Annotated in this window: 19 protein-coding genes; 4 read left to right on the top strand and 15 right to left on the bottom strand. The window is 51.6% G+C overall.

Annotated features, from left to right (window positions below):
* Window positions 1-17 precede the first annotated feature (17 nt).
* Window positions 18-1,952 carry an aconitate hydratase gene (locus tag U8U68_RS07015; RefSeq protein ID WP_322200121.1) on the top strand — a complete coding sequence of 645 codons (1,935 nt, stop codon included), beginning with the start codon at window positions 18-20 and terminating at the stop codon, window positions 1,950-1,952.
* Window positions 1,953-2,014: 62 nt separating this feature from the next.
* The gene (locus U8U68_RS07010; RefSeq protein WP_322200120.1) at window positions 2,015-3,238 is read left to right on the top strand and encodes an NADP-dependent isocitrate dehydrogenase; all 1,224 of its coding nucleotides are present in this window, start codon (window positions 2,015-2,017) and stop codon (window positions 3,236-3,238) included.
* A gap of 84 nt (window positions 3,239-3,322) precedes the next feature.
* Here U8U68_RS07010 and U8U68_RS07005 read toward each other — a convergent pair whose 3' ends face one another.
* A complete protein-coding gene (locus U8U68_RS07005) occupies window positions 3,323-4,186 on the bottom strand; it encodes a peptidylprolyl isomerase (protein WP_322200119.1) in 864 nt (287 codons plus the stop codon).
* Between the two features lie 196 nt (window positions 4,187-4,382).
* Here U8U68_RS07005 and U8U68_RS07000 point away from each other — a divergent pair, with 196 nt between their 5' ends.
* A complete protein-coding gene (locus tag U8U68_RS07000) occupies window positions 4,383-5,306 on the top strand; it encodes a S1 RNA-binding domain-containing protein (RefSeq protein ID WP_322200118.1) in 924 nt (307 codons plus the stop codon).
* Between the two features lie 50 nt (window positions 5,307-5,356).
* Here U8U68_RS07000 and U8U68_RS06995 read toward each other — a convergent pair whose 3' ends face one another.
* The 6 genes from U8U68_RS06995 to U8U68_RS06970 form a co-directional block, all read right to left on the bottom strand.
* Window positions 5,357-7,786 carry an ATP-dependent Clp protease ATP-binding subunit gene (locus U8U68_RS06995; RefSeq protein ID WP_322200117.1) on the bottom strand — a complete coding sequence of 810 codons (2,430 nt, stop codon included), beginning with the start codon at window positions 7,784-7,786 and terminating at the stop codon, window positions 5,357-5,359.
* Window positions 7,787-7,830: 44 nt separating this feature from the next.
* A complete protein-coding gene (locus U8U68_RS06990) occupies window positions 7,831-8,070 on the bottom strand; it encodes a hypothetical protein (RefSeq protein WP_322200116.1) in 240 nt (79 codons plus the stop codon).
* 229 nt (window positions 8,071-8,299) lie between these two features.
* Entirely contained in the window at window positions 8,300-9,346 is a 1,047-nt protein-coding gene (locus tag U8U68_RS06985; RefSeq protein WP_322200115.1) for a protein arginine kinase, read from the bottom strand.
* Window positions 9,339-9,848 carry a UvrB/UvrC motif-containing protein gene (locus tag U8U68_RS06980; RefSeq protein WP_322200114.1) on the bottom strand — a complete coding sequence of 170 codons (510 nt, stop codon included), beginning with the start codon at window positions 9,846-9,848 and terminating at the stop codon, window positions 9,339-9,341. Before U8U68_RS06980 ends, U8U68_RS06985 begins: the two co-directional genes overlap by 8 nt.
* 12 nt (window positions 9,849-9,860) lie before the next feature.
* Entirely contained in the window at window positions 9,861-10,547 is a 687-nt protein-coding gene (locus U8U68_RS06975; RefSeq protein ID WP_322200113.1) for a hypothetical protein, read from the bottom strand.
* Window positions 10,548-10,556: 9 nt separating this feature from the next.
* Window positions 10,557-11,009, bottom strand: coding sequence for a CtsR family transcriptional regulator (locus U8U68_RS06970; protein WP_322200112.1), 453 nt, complete (start codon window positions 11,007-11,009; stop codon window positions 10,557-10,559).
* A gap of 237 nt (window positions 11,010-11,246) precedes the next feature.
* Here U8U68_RS06970 and U8U68_RS06965 point away from each other — a divergent pair, with 237 nt between their 5' ends.
* On the top strand, window positions 11,247-11,381 hold the full coding sequence (locus tag U8U68_RS06965; protein WP_322200111.1) for a hypothetical protein: 135 nt from the start codon (window positions 11,247-11,249) through the stop codon (window positions 11,379-11,381).
* Window positions 11,382-11,433: 52 nt separating this feature from the next.
* Here the strand turns inward: U8U68_RS06965 and U8U68_RS06960 are convergent, their stop codons facing one another.
* The 8 genes from U8U68_RS06960 to U8U68_RS06925 all read right to left on the bottom strand — a co-directional run bounded on the left by U8U68_RS06960 (window position 11,434) and on the right by U8U68_RS06925 (window position 17,774).
* Complete coding sequence (locus tag U8U68_RS06960; protein WP_322200110.1) at window positions 11,434-11,691, bottom strand: TIGR03905 family TSCPD domain-containing protein; 258 nt, start codon at window positions 11,689-11,691, stop codon at window positions 11,434-11,436.
* Between the two features lie 71 nt (window positions 11,692-11,762).
* Entirely contained in the window at window positions 11,763-12,644 is an 882-nt protein-coding gene (locus U8U68_RS06955; RefSeq protein ID WP_322200109.1) for a hypothetical protein, read from the bottom strand.
* Window positions 12,574-13,560 (bottom strand): ABC transporter ATP-binding protein, encoded by a 987-nt coding sequence (locus U8U68_RS06950; protein WP_322200108.1) that lies wholly within the window; start codon window positions 13,558-13,560, stop codon window positions 12,574-12,576. The genes U8U68_RS06955 and U8U68_RS06950 overlap by 71 nt, the downstream gene beginning before the upstream one ends.
* 26 nt (window positions 13,561-13,586) lie before the next feature.
* Window positions 13,587-14,177 carry an HD domain-containing protein gene (locus U8U68_RS06945; RefSeq protein ID WP_322200107.1) on the bottom strand — a complete coding sequence of 197 codons (591 nt, stop codon included), beginning with the start codon at window positions 14,175-14,177 and terminating at the stop codon, window positions 13,587-13,589.
* A gap of 33 nt (window positions 14,178-14,210) precedes the next feature.
* Window positions 14,211-15,107: a YitT family protein gene (locus U8U68_RS06940; protein WP_322200106.1), complete on the bottom strand. Its 897-nt coding sequence runs from the start codon at window positions 15,105-15,107 to the stop codon at window positions 14,211-14,213.
* 209 nt (window positions 15,108-15,316) lie between these two features.
* On the bottom strand, window positions 15,317-16,159 hold the full coding sequence (locus U8U68_RS06935) for a sugar phosphate isomerase/epimerase family protein (RefSeq protein WP_322200105.1): 843 nt from the start codon (window positions 16,157-16,159) through the stop codon (window positions 15,317-15,319).
* A gap of 17 nt (window positions 16,160-16,176) precedes the next feature.
* Complete coding sequence (locus tag U8U68_RS06930) at window positions 16,177-16,713, bottom strand: DUF6144 family protein (protein ID WP_322200104.1); 537 nt, start codon at window positions 16,711-16,713, stop codon at window positions 16,177-16,179.
* Window positions 16,714-16,718: 5 nt separating this feature from the next.
* Window positions 16,719-17,774 (bottom strand): Gfo/Idh/MocA family protein, encoded by a 1,056-nt coding sequence (locus U8U68_RS06925; protein ID WP_322200103.1) that lies wholly within the window; start codon window positions 17,772-17,774, stop codon window positions 16,719-16,721.
* Window positions 17,775-17,795 lie beyond the last annotated feature (21 nt).

Genomic DNA, 17,795 nt, shown 5'->3' with positions numbered 1-17,795 from the left:
AAGAAAGGATCCTGCAAATGGGAAAGACCATCGCGCAAAAAATCATCGAAAGCCATCTAGTCAGCGGCATTATGGAGCCCGGTCAGGACATCGGCCTGCACATTGACCAAACCTTGACTCAGGACGCTACGGGCACCATGGCGTATCTGGAGTTTGAGTCCATGGGCGTACCCCGGGTCAAAACAGAGCGCAGCGTGGCTTACATTGACCACAACACTCTACAAAGCGGCTTTGAAAACGCCGACGACCACCGCTATATTCAGACAGTGGCCAAAAAACACGGTATCTACTTCTCCCGCCCTGGCAACGGCATCTGCCATCAGCTGCACCTGGAGCGTTTTGGTGCTCCTGGCAAAACCTTGATTGGCTCAGACAGCCACACCCCTACCGGTGGCGGCATTGGTATGCTGGCCTTTGGCGCAGGCGGCATGGACGTGGCTGTGGCTATGGGCGGCGGCGAGTACCACATCAATATGCCCACCATGACCAAAGTGGAGCTGACCGGCAGGCTTTCCCCTTGGGTCTCTGCCAAAGACGTGATTTTGGCAGTGCTGCAAAAGCTCAGCGTTAAGGGCGGCGTGGGCAAGATCATCGAGTATGGCGGCCCCGGTATTGAGACTCTTTCTGTACCCGAGCGGGCCACCATCACCAATATGGGCGCTGAGCTGGGCGCAACCACCTCTATTTTCCCCTCAGATCAGGTGACTAAAGGCTTTTTAGAGGCTCAGGACCGGGGGAATCAATGGGTAGAACTACAAAGCGACCCGGATGCAGTGTATGACGAGATAATTCAGCTTGATCTCTCTGCCCTAGAGCCTTTGGCCGCCTGCCCCCATAGTCCCGATGCCGTTAAGCCTGTGCGAGAGCTGGCTGGTATGAAAATTGACCAGTGCTGCATTGGTTCCTGTACCAATTCCTCTTATCTGGACATGATGCGGGTAGCCGCTATTCTTAAAGGCAAAACGGTCCACCCTGATGTAAGCCTAACTGTAGGTTGCGGCAGTAAACAAGTGTACAATATGTTGGCCGCCAACGGGGCCCTGGCCGACATGATCTCCGCTGGAGCCCGCATTTTAGAGTGCGCCTGCGGGCCCTGCATTGGCATGGGACAGTCTCCCAACTCCGCGGGCATTTCTCTGCGCACCTTTAACCGGAATTTTGAGGGCCGCTCCGGCACTGCTGACGCAAAGGTATACCTGGTCAGCCCGGAAGTGGCCGCTGTCTCGGCTATTACTGGAGTCTTTACTGATCCCAGAACCCTGGAAGCTCCGGTAGAAATCACGATGCCGGAACACTTCCTCATCAACGATAATCTCATTGTTCCCCCCATTGAGGAGGCTCTCATGGAGACCGTGGAGGTCCAGCGCGGACCCAATATCAAGCCTTTGCCCATTGCCGGCCCTCTGGAGGAGGGGTTTACCCGCAAGGCTGTGCTAAAAGTGGGAGACAACATCACAACAGACCACATTATGCCCGCAGGATCTAAAATTTTGCCCTACCGCTCCAATATTCCCTACCTGTCACAGTTCTGTTTCGCAGTGTGTGACAAAGAGTTTTCCAACCGCTGCAAAGAAGCGGACGGCGGCATAGTGATTGCCGGACACAACTATGGGCAGGGTTCTTCCCGGGAGCATGCGGCGCTGGTGCCCCTGTATCTGGGGATCAAGGCCGTGATCGCCAAAAGCTATGCCCGCATTCATGCAGCTAATTTGGCCAATACAGGCATCATTCCCCTGCAATTTATCGACGAAGCGGACTATGACCGTATTGACCAGATGGACCAACTGAATTTGCCCCAGGTGCAAAAGGAAATTGCACAGGACGGCCAGGTGACCCTTATCAATGAGACAAAAAATTTGCAGTTCAAACTGAAAGCTGTTCTAACCCAGCGCCAGCGAGAGATGGTCTTAGCAGGCGGCCTACTAAACTATACCAAGCAGGAAAGTAAATAATGTGCAAATAGTCCCTCTGCTCCTACTCACCAAAAAATATGCAAATAGAAAAGGAGAGCCTTATGAATTTTGACAAAATCTCCATGAAAACACCTCTGGTGGAAATGGATGGCGACGAGATGACCCGGGTAATCTGGCAGATGATCAAAGATCAATTGCTGGCTCCCTACATCAACCTAAATCTGGAATATTATGACCTGGGCCTGCCTAATCGGGACAAGACCAACGACCAGGTCACCGTAGACTCGGCCAATGCCACCAAAAAGTACGGTGTGGCGGTAAAGTGCGCTACCATTACGCCCAATGCCGCTCGGGTGAAAGAGTATAACCTAAAAGAAATGTGGAAGTCGCCCAATGGCACCATTCGCGCCATTTTGGACGGTACTGTGTTTCGCGCGCCTATCCTGGTCAAGGGGATCACCCCCTATATTCCCAGCTGGCATAAGCCCATTACCATTGCACGCCACGCCTATGGAGACATTTATAAGAATACGGAAACCACTGTGCCCGCAGGGGCCAAGGCCGAGCTGCTGGTGACCGACGCCGAAGGCAACCAGCAGAAACTTCTTGTGCACCAGTTCGACAACGGGCCCGGGGTATTTCAGGGACAGTTCAATGTTGACAAAAGTATTGAGAGCTTTGCCCGCTCCTGCTTTAACTTCGCCTTAGACACCCGGCAGGACCTGTGGTTTTCCACTAAGGATACCATTTCCAAGAAATATGACCACCGGTTTAAGGATATTTTCCAAGAAATTTATGACAAAGAATATGCAAATAAGTTCGCCCAGGCCGGCATTGAGTATTTCTACACCCTTATCGATGATGCGGTAGCCCGAGTAGTCCGTAGCGAGGGCGGATTTATTTGGGCCTGTAAGAACTATGACGGCGATGTAATGAGCGATATGGTGGCAACAGCCTTTGGCAGCCTGGGTATGATGACTTCGGTACTGGTGGCCCCAGATGGCACCTGTGAGTATGAGGCCGCCCATGGTACTGTAACCCGCCATTATTATAAGCATCTAAAGGGAGAGCCCACCTCTACCAACTCCGTGGCAACTCTCTTTGCCTGGACCGGCGCATTGGCTAAGCGTGGCCAGCTAGACGGCAACGCCCGCCTAGTGGAATTTGCCCATAAGCTGGAAAAGGCTACCATTGATACCATTGAAAGCGGTGTTATGACGGGCGACCTAGCCTCTATGTCTACCCTACCAGATATTCGCCGGGTGAATACAGAAGAATTCCTGTTGGCTATAAAAGAAAATCTGGAAACACTGTTGCAAGCATAATTTGCATCTATAATCTAACTGTCCGCACTAACAAAAAGACCCGCCGTCTTTGGCGGGTCTTTTTATATAGGTTCTATTGGCACATTATTGGTAGACGACAATTTCCACCTTTTCGATCACTATATCTTCCAACGGCTTATTATTATTGGGGTCGGTTTCTACCTGAGAAAGCTTGTACACATTGTCCATTCCCTCAAACACCTGTCCAAATACCGTGTGCCCTCGGCCATTGGTGCCATAGGAACCGTCCAAATGCACATTGCCCCCATGGGTGTTATACAGGTTCTTATAGTCATCGCTTACCTTGTCCATGTCTATTACTTTAATACTCTGGTTGGCATCCACAGTGGCCTTTTCCTCGTCGCTAAGGTCCTGATACTGCTGGAACATGTCCTCATAATAGGACCAAGTACTGTCCGCCGTTGGGGTATTGGTACAATTAATAAAGAACTGGCTGCCATTGGTCGCAGGGCCTGCGTTGGCCATGGATAGAGCGCCATCCAAATTCATTAAATTCTCTGCAAACTCATCCTCAAAGTCTTGACCCCACACACTTTCCCCGTCGGTACCAGTACCATCTGGGCTGCCTCCCTGAAGCATAAAATTCTCAATGACCCGGTGGAACGTTAGTCCATCATAGTATCCGTTCATTGCATGAAGCTTGAAGTTATACACCGCTTTGGGGGCTTGATCCGGGAAAAAGCGAATCTTCAGCACCTCGCCGGTTTTCATGGTGATCACAGCAATTTCTTCCCCCTTTTCGGGCATTTCCAGCTGATAGCCAATTTTCTGGCTGTTCTTCACTGGCTTCAGCTGGTCCATGGCTACCAGATCTTCCTGGGTATCCAGTACCTTGGCAGCTTTTGTTTCTCCCTGGCCGCCGCAGGCAGACAAGACCAGGGCTGCTGATAAGACAGAAATCAGCAAAAAAAATATTTTTTTCTTCAACAAAAATTCCTCCTTGAATTCAAATACCTTTTTATTGTATAGCAACTGCCCAAAATATGCAAGCTTTTTCTCGCGAGAAAGCCGCTTCTCCTCTTCTGTCATTTTCCGGACGTGCTGCTCATATATTTCTTTAAGAAAACTCAGGCCCATGCTATGGGTTCTTCGAAATATGTTAATAGAAAGGGAAGTGTGGAAAATGCGGTTTTACCCCGAAGGCCATTTGATTGATACTCCAGAAAATCAGGCGGCTGTCCAGTCCCCTGCCACTCTGGCGGAAGCTATGCGAGAGGGAAAAATTCTAGAGGCGCGAGCTGTAATGTGCGACAGCAGCCACAATCTGCTGGTCGATTTAAAATGCATGAAAGGCATTATCCCGCGGGAAGAAGGCGCTCTGGGCATCCGTGAGGGCACGGTACGGGATATTGCCATCTTATCTCGAGTGAACCGGCCGGTATGTTTTTTGGTACAGGATTTCCAGCGTGATGCGGAGGGCCGGATGACCGCCCTACTCTCTCGCCGTGCCGCACAAGAAGTATGCCGGGATCAATACATAGAAGCTCTTTCCCCCGGTGATGTGGTCTGTGCCCGGGTTACTCACTTAGAGCCTTTTGGTGTGTTCGCCGATGTAGGCTGCGGCATTTCCTCTCTGTTGCCCATTGACTCCATCTCCATTTCCCGCATTGAGCATCCACGGGAGCGCTTTGCCACTGGCATGGACATCCGTACCCTGGTGAAAAGCTGTGAAAACGGACGGATCACCTTGACCCACAAAGAACTGCTGGGGACCTGGCAGGAAAATGCCGCCCGGTTTCAAGCTGGTGAAACCGTGGGGGGCATCATCCGCAGTGTGGAGAACTATGGCGTATTTGTGGAGCTAGCTCCCAATCTAGCCGGTCTGGCAGAGCTGAAAGAAAATATTTTTCCCGGCCAGCAAGCCAGTGTTTTTATCAAAAGCGTGCTTCCTTCGCGCATGAAAATCAAACTGATTATTATAGAAACTTTTGACAGTGCGCCGGTCCGTCCCACTCCGCCAGAATATTTTTTCAATGGCAGCCATATGGATGAGTTTCTCTACTCCCCAGAACCAAGCGAAAAGCTTATCTGCACAAAATTCAACTAGAATATATGCAAATACGAAAAAGGGCCTTTTAAGAAAGGCCCTTTTTCGTATTATACTGCGCTAAACATGAACTGTTCCCCTTGAAAATCACACCGATAGGCCTTTCCGGCCACTAGCTTTCCCTCCAATAACTCCTCTGAAGCTAGGTCCTCAATCTTGCTCTGGATAACCCGCCTTAGGGGACGCGCGCCATATGCTTCGTCAAACCCCTGGGCCGCTACAGCCTCTACTGCCGTCGGGGTAAAATTCACTTCCACCCCCATGCCGCTAAGCTTTGCCTTTAGGTCCTCCAACATCTTTTCGGCAATCTTCCCAGTATCTTCTCGGGTCAGCTTTTGGAACACGATGATGTCATCCACCCGGTTGAGAAACTCCGGCTTGAACAGGTTTTTCAGCTCCCCCATCACCAGCTCCTTAATCTTCTCAAAGTCCCGTTCCCGGCTGGACCCTTGAGAAAATCCCAAACTGCTCTGTTTCTCAGTAATCAACCGGGCCCCTACATTGGAGGTCATGATAATCACCGTGTTCTTAAAGTCCACCGTCTTACCCTGAGAATCAGTAACCCGACCGTCCTCCAAAATTTGCAGCAAGATGTTAAACACGTCTGGGTGGGCTTTCTCAATCTCGTCAAAAAGCACCACTGAGTAGGGTTTGCGCCGCACCGCTTCAGTAAGCTGGCCGCCCTCGTCGAATCCCACATATCCAGGAGGAGACCCCACCAGCCGGGATACCGTGTGCTTTTCCATATACTCGGACATATCAAATCGTACCATAGACTTTTCGTCGCCAAACATTGCCTCTGCCAGGGCCTTGCATAGCTCGGTCTTACCCACGCCAGTGGGCCCCAGGAAGATGAATGAGCCAATGGGCCGGTTCACATCCTTAAGTCCCACCCGCCCCCGGCGGATGGCTTTAGCAATGGCAGTAACCGCCTCTTCCTGGCCAATTACCCGGTGATGCAGGATTTCCTCCAGGCGCAGTAGGCGCTGGCTCTCTTCCTCTGTCAGCTGGGCCACCGGCACTCCGGTCCACATGGAGACAATGTCCGCTATGTCTTCCGGGGTAACTACACTATTGCTCCGCTCGTTTTTCGCCGCCCAGTCATCTCGGGCCTTTTCCAGCTGTTCTTGCAGCTCTTTTTGCTGGTCCCGCAGGGCCGCGGCCTGCTCAAAATCCTGGGAATTTACCGCTGCGGCTTTATCGGCTTCCAAGTCCTTTATCTTCTGTTCCAATTCCTGCAAGCCGCCTGGCGCGGTAAAGGTGCGTAACCGAACCCTTGAAGCAGCCTCATCTACCAGGTCAATCGCTTTGTCCGGCAAAAATCGGTCTGAGATATACCGGGCGGAAAGCTTCACGGCCGTATCGATAGATTCATCTGTAATCTTCACCTTATGGTGGGCTTCATAGCGGTCTTTCAACCCCTGTAAAATCTGCACCGCCTCTTCTTGGGTGGGTTCCCCCACGCTCACCGGCTGAAAGCGGCGCTCCAGGGCGGCGTCCTTCTCGATGTGCTTGCGGTACTCGTTGATGGTGGTGGCCCCAATGACCTGAAAATCTCCCCGGGCCAGAGCCGGTTTAAGGATATTGGCCGCGTCCGCCGAGCCCTCTGCCGAGCCCGCGCCAATGATGGTGTGTAGCTCATCGATAAACAAAATCACGTTGCCATCTTTTTTCACCTCATCAATGGCAGCCTTGATGCGTTCCTCAAAGTCGCCCCGATACTTGGCTCCGGCTACCATGCCGGTTAGGTCCAGGGCCACTAGGCGCTTATTTTTTAAAGTCTCCGGCACGTCACCCGTGCGGATCTTCAGAGCCAAACCCTCTGCCACAGCGGTTTTGCCCACACCGGGCTCTCCAATGAGCACAGGATTATTCTTGGTGCGTCGAGACAGAATCTGTATCACCCGCTGGATCTCCTCCGCCCGGCCAATCACCGGGTCGATCTTCCCTTGGGCTGCCAGCTCAGTTAAGTCCCGGCCAAACTGCTCCAAAGCGCCGCTGCTCTTCTTGTTGCTGGGCTCTCCTCCTCCAGAAAAGGCCGCGCCGCTTACCGCAGAGCTTAGCTCCCGCAGCACTCGGTCGGGTTCTACCCCCATGATCTTCAAAAAACGTACCGCATAGCAACTCTCGTCCTGTAGAATAGCCAGCAGCAGGTGCTCGGTGCCCACATATTTGTTATTCATACTTTTCCCAGCCATGGCCGCAATCTGCAAGACCTGCTTAGTCCGGGGGGTAAACTGCTCAGGGGTCAGGCTGGTCTTTGCCCCATAGCCGATGCGCTCCTGTAAGAGCTTTTCATACCCTTCCGCTGTTATGCCCAGCTTGTTCAGTACGGTATAGGCTACGCCGCTGCCCTCCTTTAAAAGGCCCAGCATGATGTGTTCGCTACCAATATAGTCATGGCCCAGCTCCTGGGCGGACTCCACCGCCAGATTCAGGGCTTTGTTTGCCTTTTCGGTAAAGCCTGTAAAACGGTACATACTAATTCACTCCTTGTATTCGCATTGTTTGAACAGGGCATCTGTTATCTCAATTTGATCGGTAAGGCACAACTGCATGGGCAGGCCTGCCGCTCCTGGGTAGAAAGCTGCCCCCCGGCGTAAAGCGCCTCTTGTCTGGCCCCGGACCGCACGTCCACCTGGCTACCAAACCCGGGCCGCAGCTGGTCCCGAAGAAAATCCCGTATCTCCGTGGCCATTTCCTGCTCCAGGCCCTGGGCTTGGCACTGTGGCAGAGCGATTACGTCCGTGATCCAGTGCCACACCACCGTCGTCCCAAATCAGCCGGGCCATGCTCGGGCTCTCCACCATAGGCTGCAACCACTTTAGCGCTTCCAACTGGGCTGGGGCAATCTGCCGGAATCCAGTAGTCCGGCGCAGGCGGTGTACTGCCTCCGCCGTTCGGCTGTTTCGACACTTCTTACCTCCTTGGGTAAATGCCAGTGCGCCTCTTTTTCACAGGCAGCGGCGGCTTTTGCCAGGAAGCCTGCCTGTTCAGCAACCCGCCACACATAAACCCTCCAGTGCCGTCCGCAGCAGGCTGGCCCTCAGCTGGTCGCGCTTGGCCACTCCCGACTCTTTTCCTTCTCCGGCCATTAGCATAGCTGGCTGGATTTTCACCATCAAGCCGTTTAGGCCGCCAATATCCACCCCGGCCAGCAGACCCTGGGCCACCCCCATTCTCACAGTGGAGAGCAGCTCCATGGCCTCTCCTGTAGAGAGCAGCCGGGCGGTTTTCAAGATGCCCGCCGCTCTGGTTATCTTGTCCTGCCAGGCAATGTTTTCACACATTCCCTGACGAATTTTTTTCTCTTCCCCCATCAGCTGTCCAGCAATAGCCGCTAAATTCTCAATGGCCTGATTCTCACTAAGCCCCAGGGTGATCTGATTAGACAACTGGTACATGGCCCCTGCTGCCTGGGTACCCTCGCCGTAGGCCCCGCGCAGCGTCAAGCCCAACTTGGAGAGATTCGCGGCTACCCGGGGTATGGCCCCCCCCTCTTGAAGGGCAGGCAAATGGACCATGAGCGAGGCACGCATACCTGTCCCCAGGTTAGTAGGACACTGGGTCAAGTAGCCAAACTCTTTGTCAAAAGCAAAGTCCAAACTTTCACTAAGCAATGTATCAATACGGTCGGCGGTCTCGGCGGCTTCCTTTAGGCACAGCCCTTCCCGCAACACTTGAATGCGCAGATGGTCCTCCTCATTAATCATGATAGACACGCTCTCATCCTCTGACACCAGCACACCCTTGCCCAGACGATCCGTAATAAATTCCGGGCTGACAATATGCCGCTCTACAAGAGCTGCCGCCTGAACCTGGGACAGCTGTTCCAAAGGCAAAAAGTGAAATTCTCGGGAGAGGACGCTGTTGCCGTTGAGCAGGGCTCCGCTAATCTTTTGAGCGATTTCCTCTTTCTGCTTCACATTGGCTTGGGCTGGGAAAGGCTCTCGATTTAGGTTGCGAGCCAACCGGACTCTTGTGCTGCAAACTATGTCGGCGTTCTCGCCGGATTTTTCATACCATTTCAACTCATCCATTCCTTTCCATCTCCTTTATCTGGTCCCGCAGTACCGCGGCCTGTTCAAAATCCTGGGCCTCTATCGCCCTTTTTAGCAGACGCTTCTTTTCTTCCATCGGCGATTCCTCCACTGCTACCAGCTGATGGTTTGGTTCAGCTACCCGTAGAGCCGAGCCGCCTGGCATTTTTCCTTTGTGCTGAGCCGCCCCGTGAATACGCTGAATCACCGGCAGTAATTGGGAGCGGAAGGTGCTGTAACATTGGGCACAGCCAATCTTTCCTGTCTGACTGATCTCCCGGAAACTGGCCCCACAGCCAGGGCAGCGCTTTATTTCTTGGGGTTGTACCTCACCCAATAATCCCCCCAGTAAGCTGCCAAAGCCATTCCAACTACTAAGCATGGAGCTGTAGCCTTTCTTTTGGGCACACTCCGCGCACAGATGGGCCTCGGTCAGCTGGCCGTTAACCAGCGTCTTGATGTGGGTGGTGGCGGTACGCTGTCCACAAACTTGACAAATCATATAATTTCCTCCTTATTCTATAATAGTCGAATCTCCATCTTCCTGTAAATATCGGTCAAAGTACCGGGCATAGTCGTCATAGTCATATTCGAAACTCCAGACGCCGGTAGGCGGCGCAATCTGGGCGTGGAGGAAGTGCTCTTTCCCCTTTACGGTAAACCCTGCCGTTAGATAGAACAATGGGGATTTTCCACTGCCCGCGCTCTCTACAAACTTTTCATACAAGTGGTCGAAACATTCCTTGGTATAGTCCAGCACCTCAACTGCTTGAAGTAAGCGTTCTGGGTCGTCTAACGCCCCAAATTGATACTCAAAATGTCTATCATAATAATTATAGCTAGTATATTCCCATTCAAACCCCATCTCCCTTAATTCATTTTCCAAGTCGCTATAGAAGCCCTGGCCAGCCAACCACTCCTCTAAATAATGGTCTATTACCTGAAATCTCCCTTTACTGCCCGGAGCGGTCCAGACCGTGAAGGTGGTGCCATCCCCAGCCTCTATGGTGTGGCGAGAGCCCTCCACTTGACCTGTACAGCAAAAGGTCATATTCGGGTATTTCTCCGCAAGACGCTCCAGAAGCGCTTGATCCTGGTCCCTATGGAAGCCCTTGAACACCAGCCCACCACCCCGACAAGAGGCAAACAGAAGCGGCAGAGCTAAAATCACCCAAATGATATACTTTTTTCTGATTCTCATACCCGCCTCCTAAGTCCGGGTAACCAGCAGCATATTCTTGCAGATCATGGCCCGCACCGTGTCCCGCAGCTCTTTTGGCACTGCCAACAGGGATTTCTCTGAGACCGCCGCCTGAATGAGCTCTGCCGAGGAACGGTCTAGCACCCCGCTTTGCACCATATTCTGCAACATCACTCGGGCTGTGGCGCTATCCAGAGCCTCCCCTATCGCGTTAATCATATGCATTATCATATCTGCTGTGGAAAGCTGGAGCCGGGTAATGCGGATATATCCCCCACCCCCCCGGCGGCTTTCCACCAAAAATCCCTGCTCCGGCGTGAACCGGGATGTAAGTACATAGTTGATTTGGCTAGGCACACACCCCAACACATTGGCCAATTCGTTACGCTGGATTTCTGCAATTCCCCCTGCCTGGTTCAGCAGCTCTAGGATATAATTGGCCACGCTATCGCTGATCCTCATAACAATGTCCCTTTCAATTTGTCTTTGACTTTCTTTGACTTTAGTTTATCGATTTTTATTCCTTTTGTCAATATAGAATAGTTCGTAAAATTTCAGTTTATTTCAATTTATGTTCTAATTTTTTGATTATATCTCTTTATATCTCTATATTTTAACTGTTTTTATCCATTAAAAAGTCCGTCACAGTTTTTGCCCCTGGGAATAGTATGGAATGTAAACGAAAGGAGGCGCTCTTCAATGTGTAACAATGGTTGTTCCTGGATCGTCATCATCATTCTTCTCCTGCTGTGCTGTGGTGGCTGCGGCGGCGGCTTTAACAGCATCGGCAACGACTGTGGCTGCAACAACGGCTGCAACAATGGCTGCTGCTAAGTAGGAAGAAAAAGAGGGCTGCCCAATATAGGCAGCCCTCTTGCTTTTTGTCTTAAATTGCCGCCGCAGCCAAAGCCTCTTCTAATGCCATGGCCAGCTGGTCGGGACAAGAAGTTCCTTTTCCACCACAGTTAATTCCTTTGCAGCGGTCAATATACTCCTTCACAGTCATGCCCTGGGCTAATGCCGCAATGCCCTGGGTGTTACCGTTGCATCCGCCTGTAAACTTCACCGACTGGATCACATCGCCATCCAAAACAATGTCAATACGCCTACTGCAAACGCCCTTGGGAGAAAAATGGATTTCCATATTAATCATCCTTTCAAATATAATTACTCATAATTTAGCAGATTTATAGTTTGCTGTCAAGAGGAAAGCTCTTACTCCTCCACCCGGTCCTCTAATAACTTCTCTGGGACAAAACTTCGGGCCGCCATATTGAACAGCACAATATCCGCGGTTCCCAGCACCAAGGCCAAAATAAGCAACACCCAAAAGTTCACCCGAAACATCCCGGTAAACTGGACCAGGTACAATATCGTCACTGGCAGGATCAAATAGCCCATTGTCTGCAAAGACTCCACCGTGCTGTGTACCCGGGTAATAATCAGCGCCACAAAATTCACAGAGAAGAACGACAATACTGGCAAAATTAACACCAGAAGCGCTAGCCATTCCAGGCTAAAAAACACAGGAGTACCCATAAATAGATCGGCGATAAAGGCTGTAAGGAAAAACATGAGGAACGCTGCCGCCGAAATCAATACCGAAAGAATGGTGCAACCAGTCACCTTGGCATGAAATACCGACTTAGCGTCCAAAGAGGTAAGCAGTAGGGTCTCCAAGGTGCCTCGCTCTCGCTCCGTGACAAAAGCAAAGCTAGCCGAAGCCGCTGCCGTTAATATCGGTACACAGGACAGCAACAACGGACACAGAAGATCTGTAAAAGCTACCAACCAAGTCTGGCGGTAGTCCAGCCCCACGGCATAGCGGGGCAGCAAATTCAGCAGAGCCTGGGGCATTTTTGCTCCAGCTTCCACCGGCAGTAGAGAAATAGCCGCAAAGTATACTACCGGCAGCCCCACCGCCAAGGTGAGGGGGAGTAACATTAACAAAACTCTCTGGCTGTTTTTTGCCCAGATGTCCCCCATGTCCTTACGCACCAGCAAAATCTCCGCCGATGAAATGAACCTACGCTTTTGTGCCGGCTGCTTCATCCTCTGGGCATGGGCCGGCCGCGTATTCTCGGCTTGTTTCGGCATGTAGGCTTGCCTCCCTTCGTTTGCCTCTATCCAAATAGGCCTGATAAATCTCCTCCAAACCCGGCCGCACCACCCGGGCTTCGTACAAGCTAGCCCCTTGGCCCACTACCTGGGCAATCAGCTTGGGCATTTCGCTTTCCGACTGTATTTCCCGCTGCCACTGGTCCCCCACCAAGTGGAAATTCTGCGGTCCTGCCTCTCCTGGGGCCATACGCAGCGCAGCCCTCAGTCGCAGGCCGCCCCCCACCCGCAGGGTCTCCATGTCTCCCCGGGCCAATAAAATCCCCTGATGCAGCAAAGCGAAGCCATCACAGATTTCCTGCACATACTGCATATTCTGCGTACACATCAAGACGGTAACGCCCTCTTGTTGTACGCTATATTTTACCAGCTCTCCCACCCGCTGAGTGGTTTCCCGGTCCATGCCCGCACCCTGCTCGTCGATCATGACCACTCGGGGCCGGTGCATCAACGCCCGGGCCAAGCTGGCCCGGTGCAGCACTCCGGTTGGCAAATCGACCGGACGCTTGTCCCTCTCCTCCCAAATATCCAAGCGATGCATCAGAGCAGAGGAGCGTTCCACCGCCTGATTTTTCGTAACGCCATGAATCCCCGCGAAAAACCGTAGGTTTTCCGAAAGACTCAGCGTATCATACAGCCGGGCCGTGTGCAGCACCACGCCTGCCATGCTGTGCAGTCGAGCTGCCTCAAAGGCAGGCGCCAGCCCCAGCACGCTGCACTCGCCGGAGGTGGGCCTGCGTAACCCCGCCAACAGCCGGACCAAAGTAGTCTTGCCGGCATTTTCTCTCCCTACGCAGGCCATGGCCCGGCCTTCCGGCACTTGCAGGTTGATGCCCCGCAGCGCCGGTTTCCCATCATACTGTTTTGTTAAGTCAAAGGCCGCTATCGCGTCCATAGCCTCGCTTCCTTTCTCAAAACCCGCTACTTGGGCACCGCCGATGTACCATGCTCCAGTAAGTAGGTGGCTTCCAGGTCTGACAGATGGAGCTTTACCGCCAGAGGATACCGATCATATGCCAGGCTTATTCCAAAGCTGCCTCCCCGAGCCGCCTCGTCAAAACCTCCCATGTGCCAGCGGATCGCCATAGCCTCGGCAGGCTTCAGACGAACAAAGCGTTCAATTAGAAACACGGATTTTTCTCCATGTCCATAGGGAAAGGCGTCCTCCACAGAGTAAAAGGGCCGCTTCTCCCACTGGCCAGTCTCATCATTTTTTACATTGCGGGTAGAAATTTTATAGAACTGGGCCTTACACACATCGTGAAGCAGACCGCAAAGAGCAAAGCTCTCTTCACTATCTCCCTCATTAAAGTATTTATTTCTCAGCACATGATATACATTTAGGCTATGCATGGCCAGACCGCCCTCGCAGGCACAGTGAAACTTTGTGCTGGCTGGTGCGGTAAAAAAATCGGTGCAAGCTAGCCAGTTTAATAGCCTTTCACTCCCTTCACGGGTTACATGCTGCTGGAATATCTCAAAAAATTCGTCTTTATACTGATTGTCCACCATAGTCCTCCTTTTGCTCTTTTCCAGGCCCCTTCTCTACACCGAACGGAAACCCTTACCGATAATTTCGCTGGTATTGGTAATAAACATAAAGCAGTTGGGGTCAATCCGCTTACATTTTTGGCGCAAATGCACTGCCTCGCCCCGACGGCATGCAATGAGCACCACTTTACACCCCGCATGGGTATATGCTCCCATTGCGTCGATAACCGTAGAACTACGGCCCAGGTCGTTAATAATATAGTCGCAAATTTCCTGAGGTTTTGATGTGACAATGGCAAAAAATTTGCACAGGTTAATGCTTTCAATTACAGAATCCACCACAAACGCCTTAAGAAACAAGCCCAGCAGCGAAAAAAGACCCGTCCGCATACCAAAAAGAAAACAGGAGGAAAGGGCAATTAGTCCATCGCTGACAAAAAGTGCTTTGCCAATTTCTGTCAACCCAGTATACTTCTTCAAAATCATTGCCACAATATCCGTGCCGCCACTGGACGCATTATTATTAAACAGCAATGCTGATCCTACCGCAGGCAGCATAATGGCAAAGCATAACTCTAACAAAGGTTGGTCGGTAAAAGGAACCTCCATGGGAAAGATTTTTTCCATCACCCAAGTTTCCAAAGAAAACATGATACTACAATATGCAGTCCAAAAACCAAAATCTGCACTTAGAAAAATAAAGCCCACTGCCAGCAAAAAAATATTGATAATAGACATCATTGTTGCTGGGGAGAGTATTGGATTTGGTATAAACCTGCCCAAAATAATGGACAAACCACTCACGCCGCCTGTGGTGAAGTTGTTGGGGAATTTAAAAAAGTACACTCCCAACGACAGCAAAAAAACTCCCGCATTAATCGTCAAAAACTTCTTTACTCCGGCCGCGTCAACCTTTAATGGCCAGAGATGTTTCGGTGATTCACCCTCCATGTTTATGTCCTCCGTTTCTCTCTCATTGCTTCTTCTGTCAGTTGCTATCATTTTGGGGGGAAAATTAAGAATCCCATATCCCTTCGCTAGACAATAAGAATTTTACCACCCTTTGCGCCAATTTACAACCCATTTCTTGTAAAAAAACAGCTGCGCATTAAGCCAGTAGTAAACAGACTTATCGGCGCAGCTGCTTTTCTATTTGTTGTTTACTGAATTAGTTCCTTTAAGAACCGCACTGCCATACTAATATCCTTGGCCGGATCGTCACCTACTTCACGTTCGATGGTTAGGAAGCCGGTAAAACCAATGTCATTTAGGGCTTTTAGGTAGTTCTTAAAATCCACATCGCCTTCGCCCAGGGGCAGCTCAATAAAAGAGGTGTCCCCCAGCATCTCCGCCTCCTCCAGGCCATAGATAATCTCCGGGTCCACATACCGCAGACGGCGACCGTCCTTGGCATGGGTATGCACAATGTAATCCTTCAGGGTGTACACTGCCTGCACCGGATCATCACCCGTCACCATTACAAAGTTGGCGGGGTCCAGGTTTACAGCTACGCCGGTGGAATGCAGCCCGTCCAAAAATCCCTTCAAAGTCATAGCGGTTTCGGGGCCAGTCTCTATCGCAAAATGGGCCTGCATGGAATCAGCATACAAAGCCAACTGGCCGCAGGCATCCTGCATAACCACATAACGGGGATGAGCCTTTTCTCCAGGTACCACGCCGATATGAGTCGTCACCACATCGGTCTCCAGGTCCTTAGCCAGGTCCAGAATGCGCTTGGAACGCTCAATCAGCTCCGGGTTCTTTTCCGGATTACCAAATCCCTGACCCAGATCGCCGCACAGGGCAGAAACCGTTAACCCCCGGTCTTTGATGGCTTTCAGCAGCTCTTTGCGCTTTTCCGCAGAGAGGTTCTCAGGGGTCAATTCCCCGTGGGTCACTCGAATCTGTACACCGCTAGCCCCCAGCTGTGCCACCCGGTCCAGGGCGGACAAAGTATCCAGCCGGAAGCATTCCAGCATCGCGCCAATAGAAAACGGATACATTTCTCTTATTACTCCCTTCAAATCTTAACTTGCACAACACACCGTGTCCCACCGGTCTTTATAGATTCCAACAGCCGTACTTCTACTTCCCGGTCCAATACCTGATAAAACAGGCTCTTAACATGGCCCAGGGTACACAGACACCAAGTTCGGGAAATTGGCTCCTCCGCCCGCCTTACACAGGCACAGTAGCACTCGGGATAACATAACAGAAGCCCGTCAGGCGCAGCTTCCAGCGTAACATACTTCTCTTTCGCATTAAACTGGGCGGCAAACTCTTCCAGGTTGTCCGTATCCTGAAGATACCTACGCATCCGTTTTGCCAAAGTGCCGGGGGCCTCACAGTGGCAGCGGGAACGGACCTCTTCCACTTCCTCAGGAGAGAAGTTTTCTTCTAAAAACTCGCACTGTTCCTGGGCCCAGCAGAATTTCTTTCTATGGTCCGCAGACTTTGAAAGAGGATGGACTTCGGCAAATTTTGCAGCCGCTTCCTCATTCAAGCGGCAGAGGCTGTTGTAGAATCGTATGGCATGAATATTATCGTTTTTAGCCATTTATCTTACTGACCCAGCACAACCTCTTTGTGCTGCTCCGCGGAATCATAGATGGCTTGCATCATCTCAGCCGTGATAATGACTGTGTCAATATGAGAGGGCAGCTTCTTGCCCGTCTTGATGCATTCAATAAAGGAGTTGATTTCAGTCTGGAACATATCCCGGCTGTTATACTTGGGAGAGTACTCCACCAGCGCGCCATTTTCGGTGGTATACAGCACAAACTTGGAGCCATAATACAGGCGGATCCCCGCCTTATCGCCCATAAAGTCAATGTACTGCTCGCTTTCGCCAATATTCTGGGCCCAGGCGCCGTTCAAAGTGATGACGGGGCCCGAGGTACGGATCATACCAGTAACCGAGTCGTCCACGTCATAGGTGCCGTCGTACTTGGGCGGGCCGGCCCACATGTCGGTATACACATAGTTCTTCATATCCTTGCCCAGCTTGCAGAAGGTCTCGCCGGAAACAGTCTTAACCGTGGGGTCTCCACAGCAATACATAACAATGTCCAGGTAATGCACGCCCCAGTCAATAAGGGCTCCGCCACCTGCAATGGCCTTGGTGGTAAATGCACCGCCCAAGCCGGGGATGGAGCGATGGGCCCGGAAGCTTACATACACATGGTGGATATTGCCCAGCTTACCGGAATCAATATACTCTTTAATGCGGTTCACACCATCGTTAAAACGGTTTACCACGCCGATATTCAGTACTTTTCCAGTCTCGTGCTGTACCTTCTGCATCTCCTGCGCCTCGGCATAGGTACGGGCGGCGGGTTTTTCGCACAGCACATTCTTACCCGCGCGCAAAGCATCCATCGCGATCTGCGCATGGACATTATTGGGGGTACAGACAGAAACAGCCTCTATCTCGGGATCGGCCAGCACATCATGATAATCCTCTACAGGAGTACCGCAGCCGTACTTTTCTACAGCAGCCTGGGCTCGTTCGGGAATAATGTCGCAGAAATACTTAATTTCTGCCTCAGAGTTATTCATATAGGACGGAATATGGGCCGCATTGGCAATAGTACCGCAGCCTATAACAGCTACTTTCATGGTAAGAACACTCCTTTGAAA

It is taken from the genome of Acutalibacter intestini, assembly GCF_034334985.1.
GTDB classification, from domain to species: Bacteria; Bacillota; Clostridia; order Oscillospirales; family Acutalibacteraceae; genus Acutalibacter; species Acutalibacter intestini.
The sequence above is the reverse complement of the archived record's forward strand: the minus strand, read 5'-3'. Positions and strand labels throughout refer to the sequence as shown.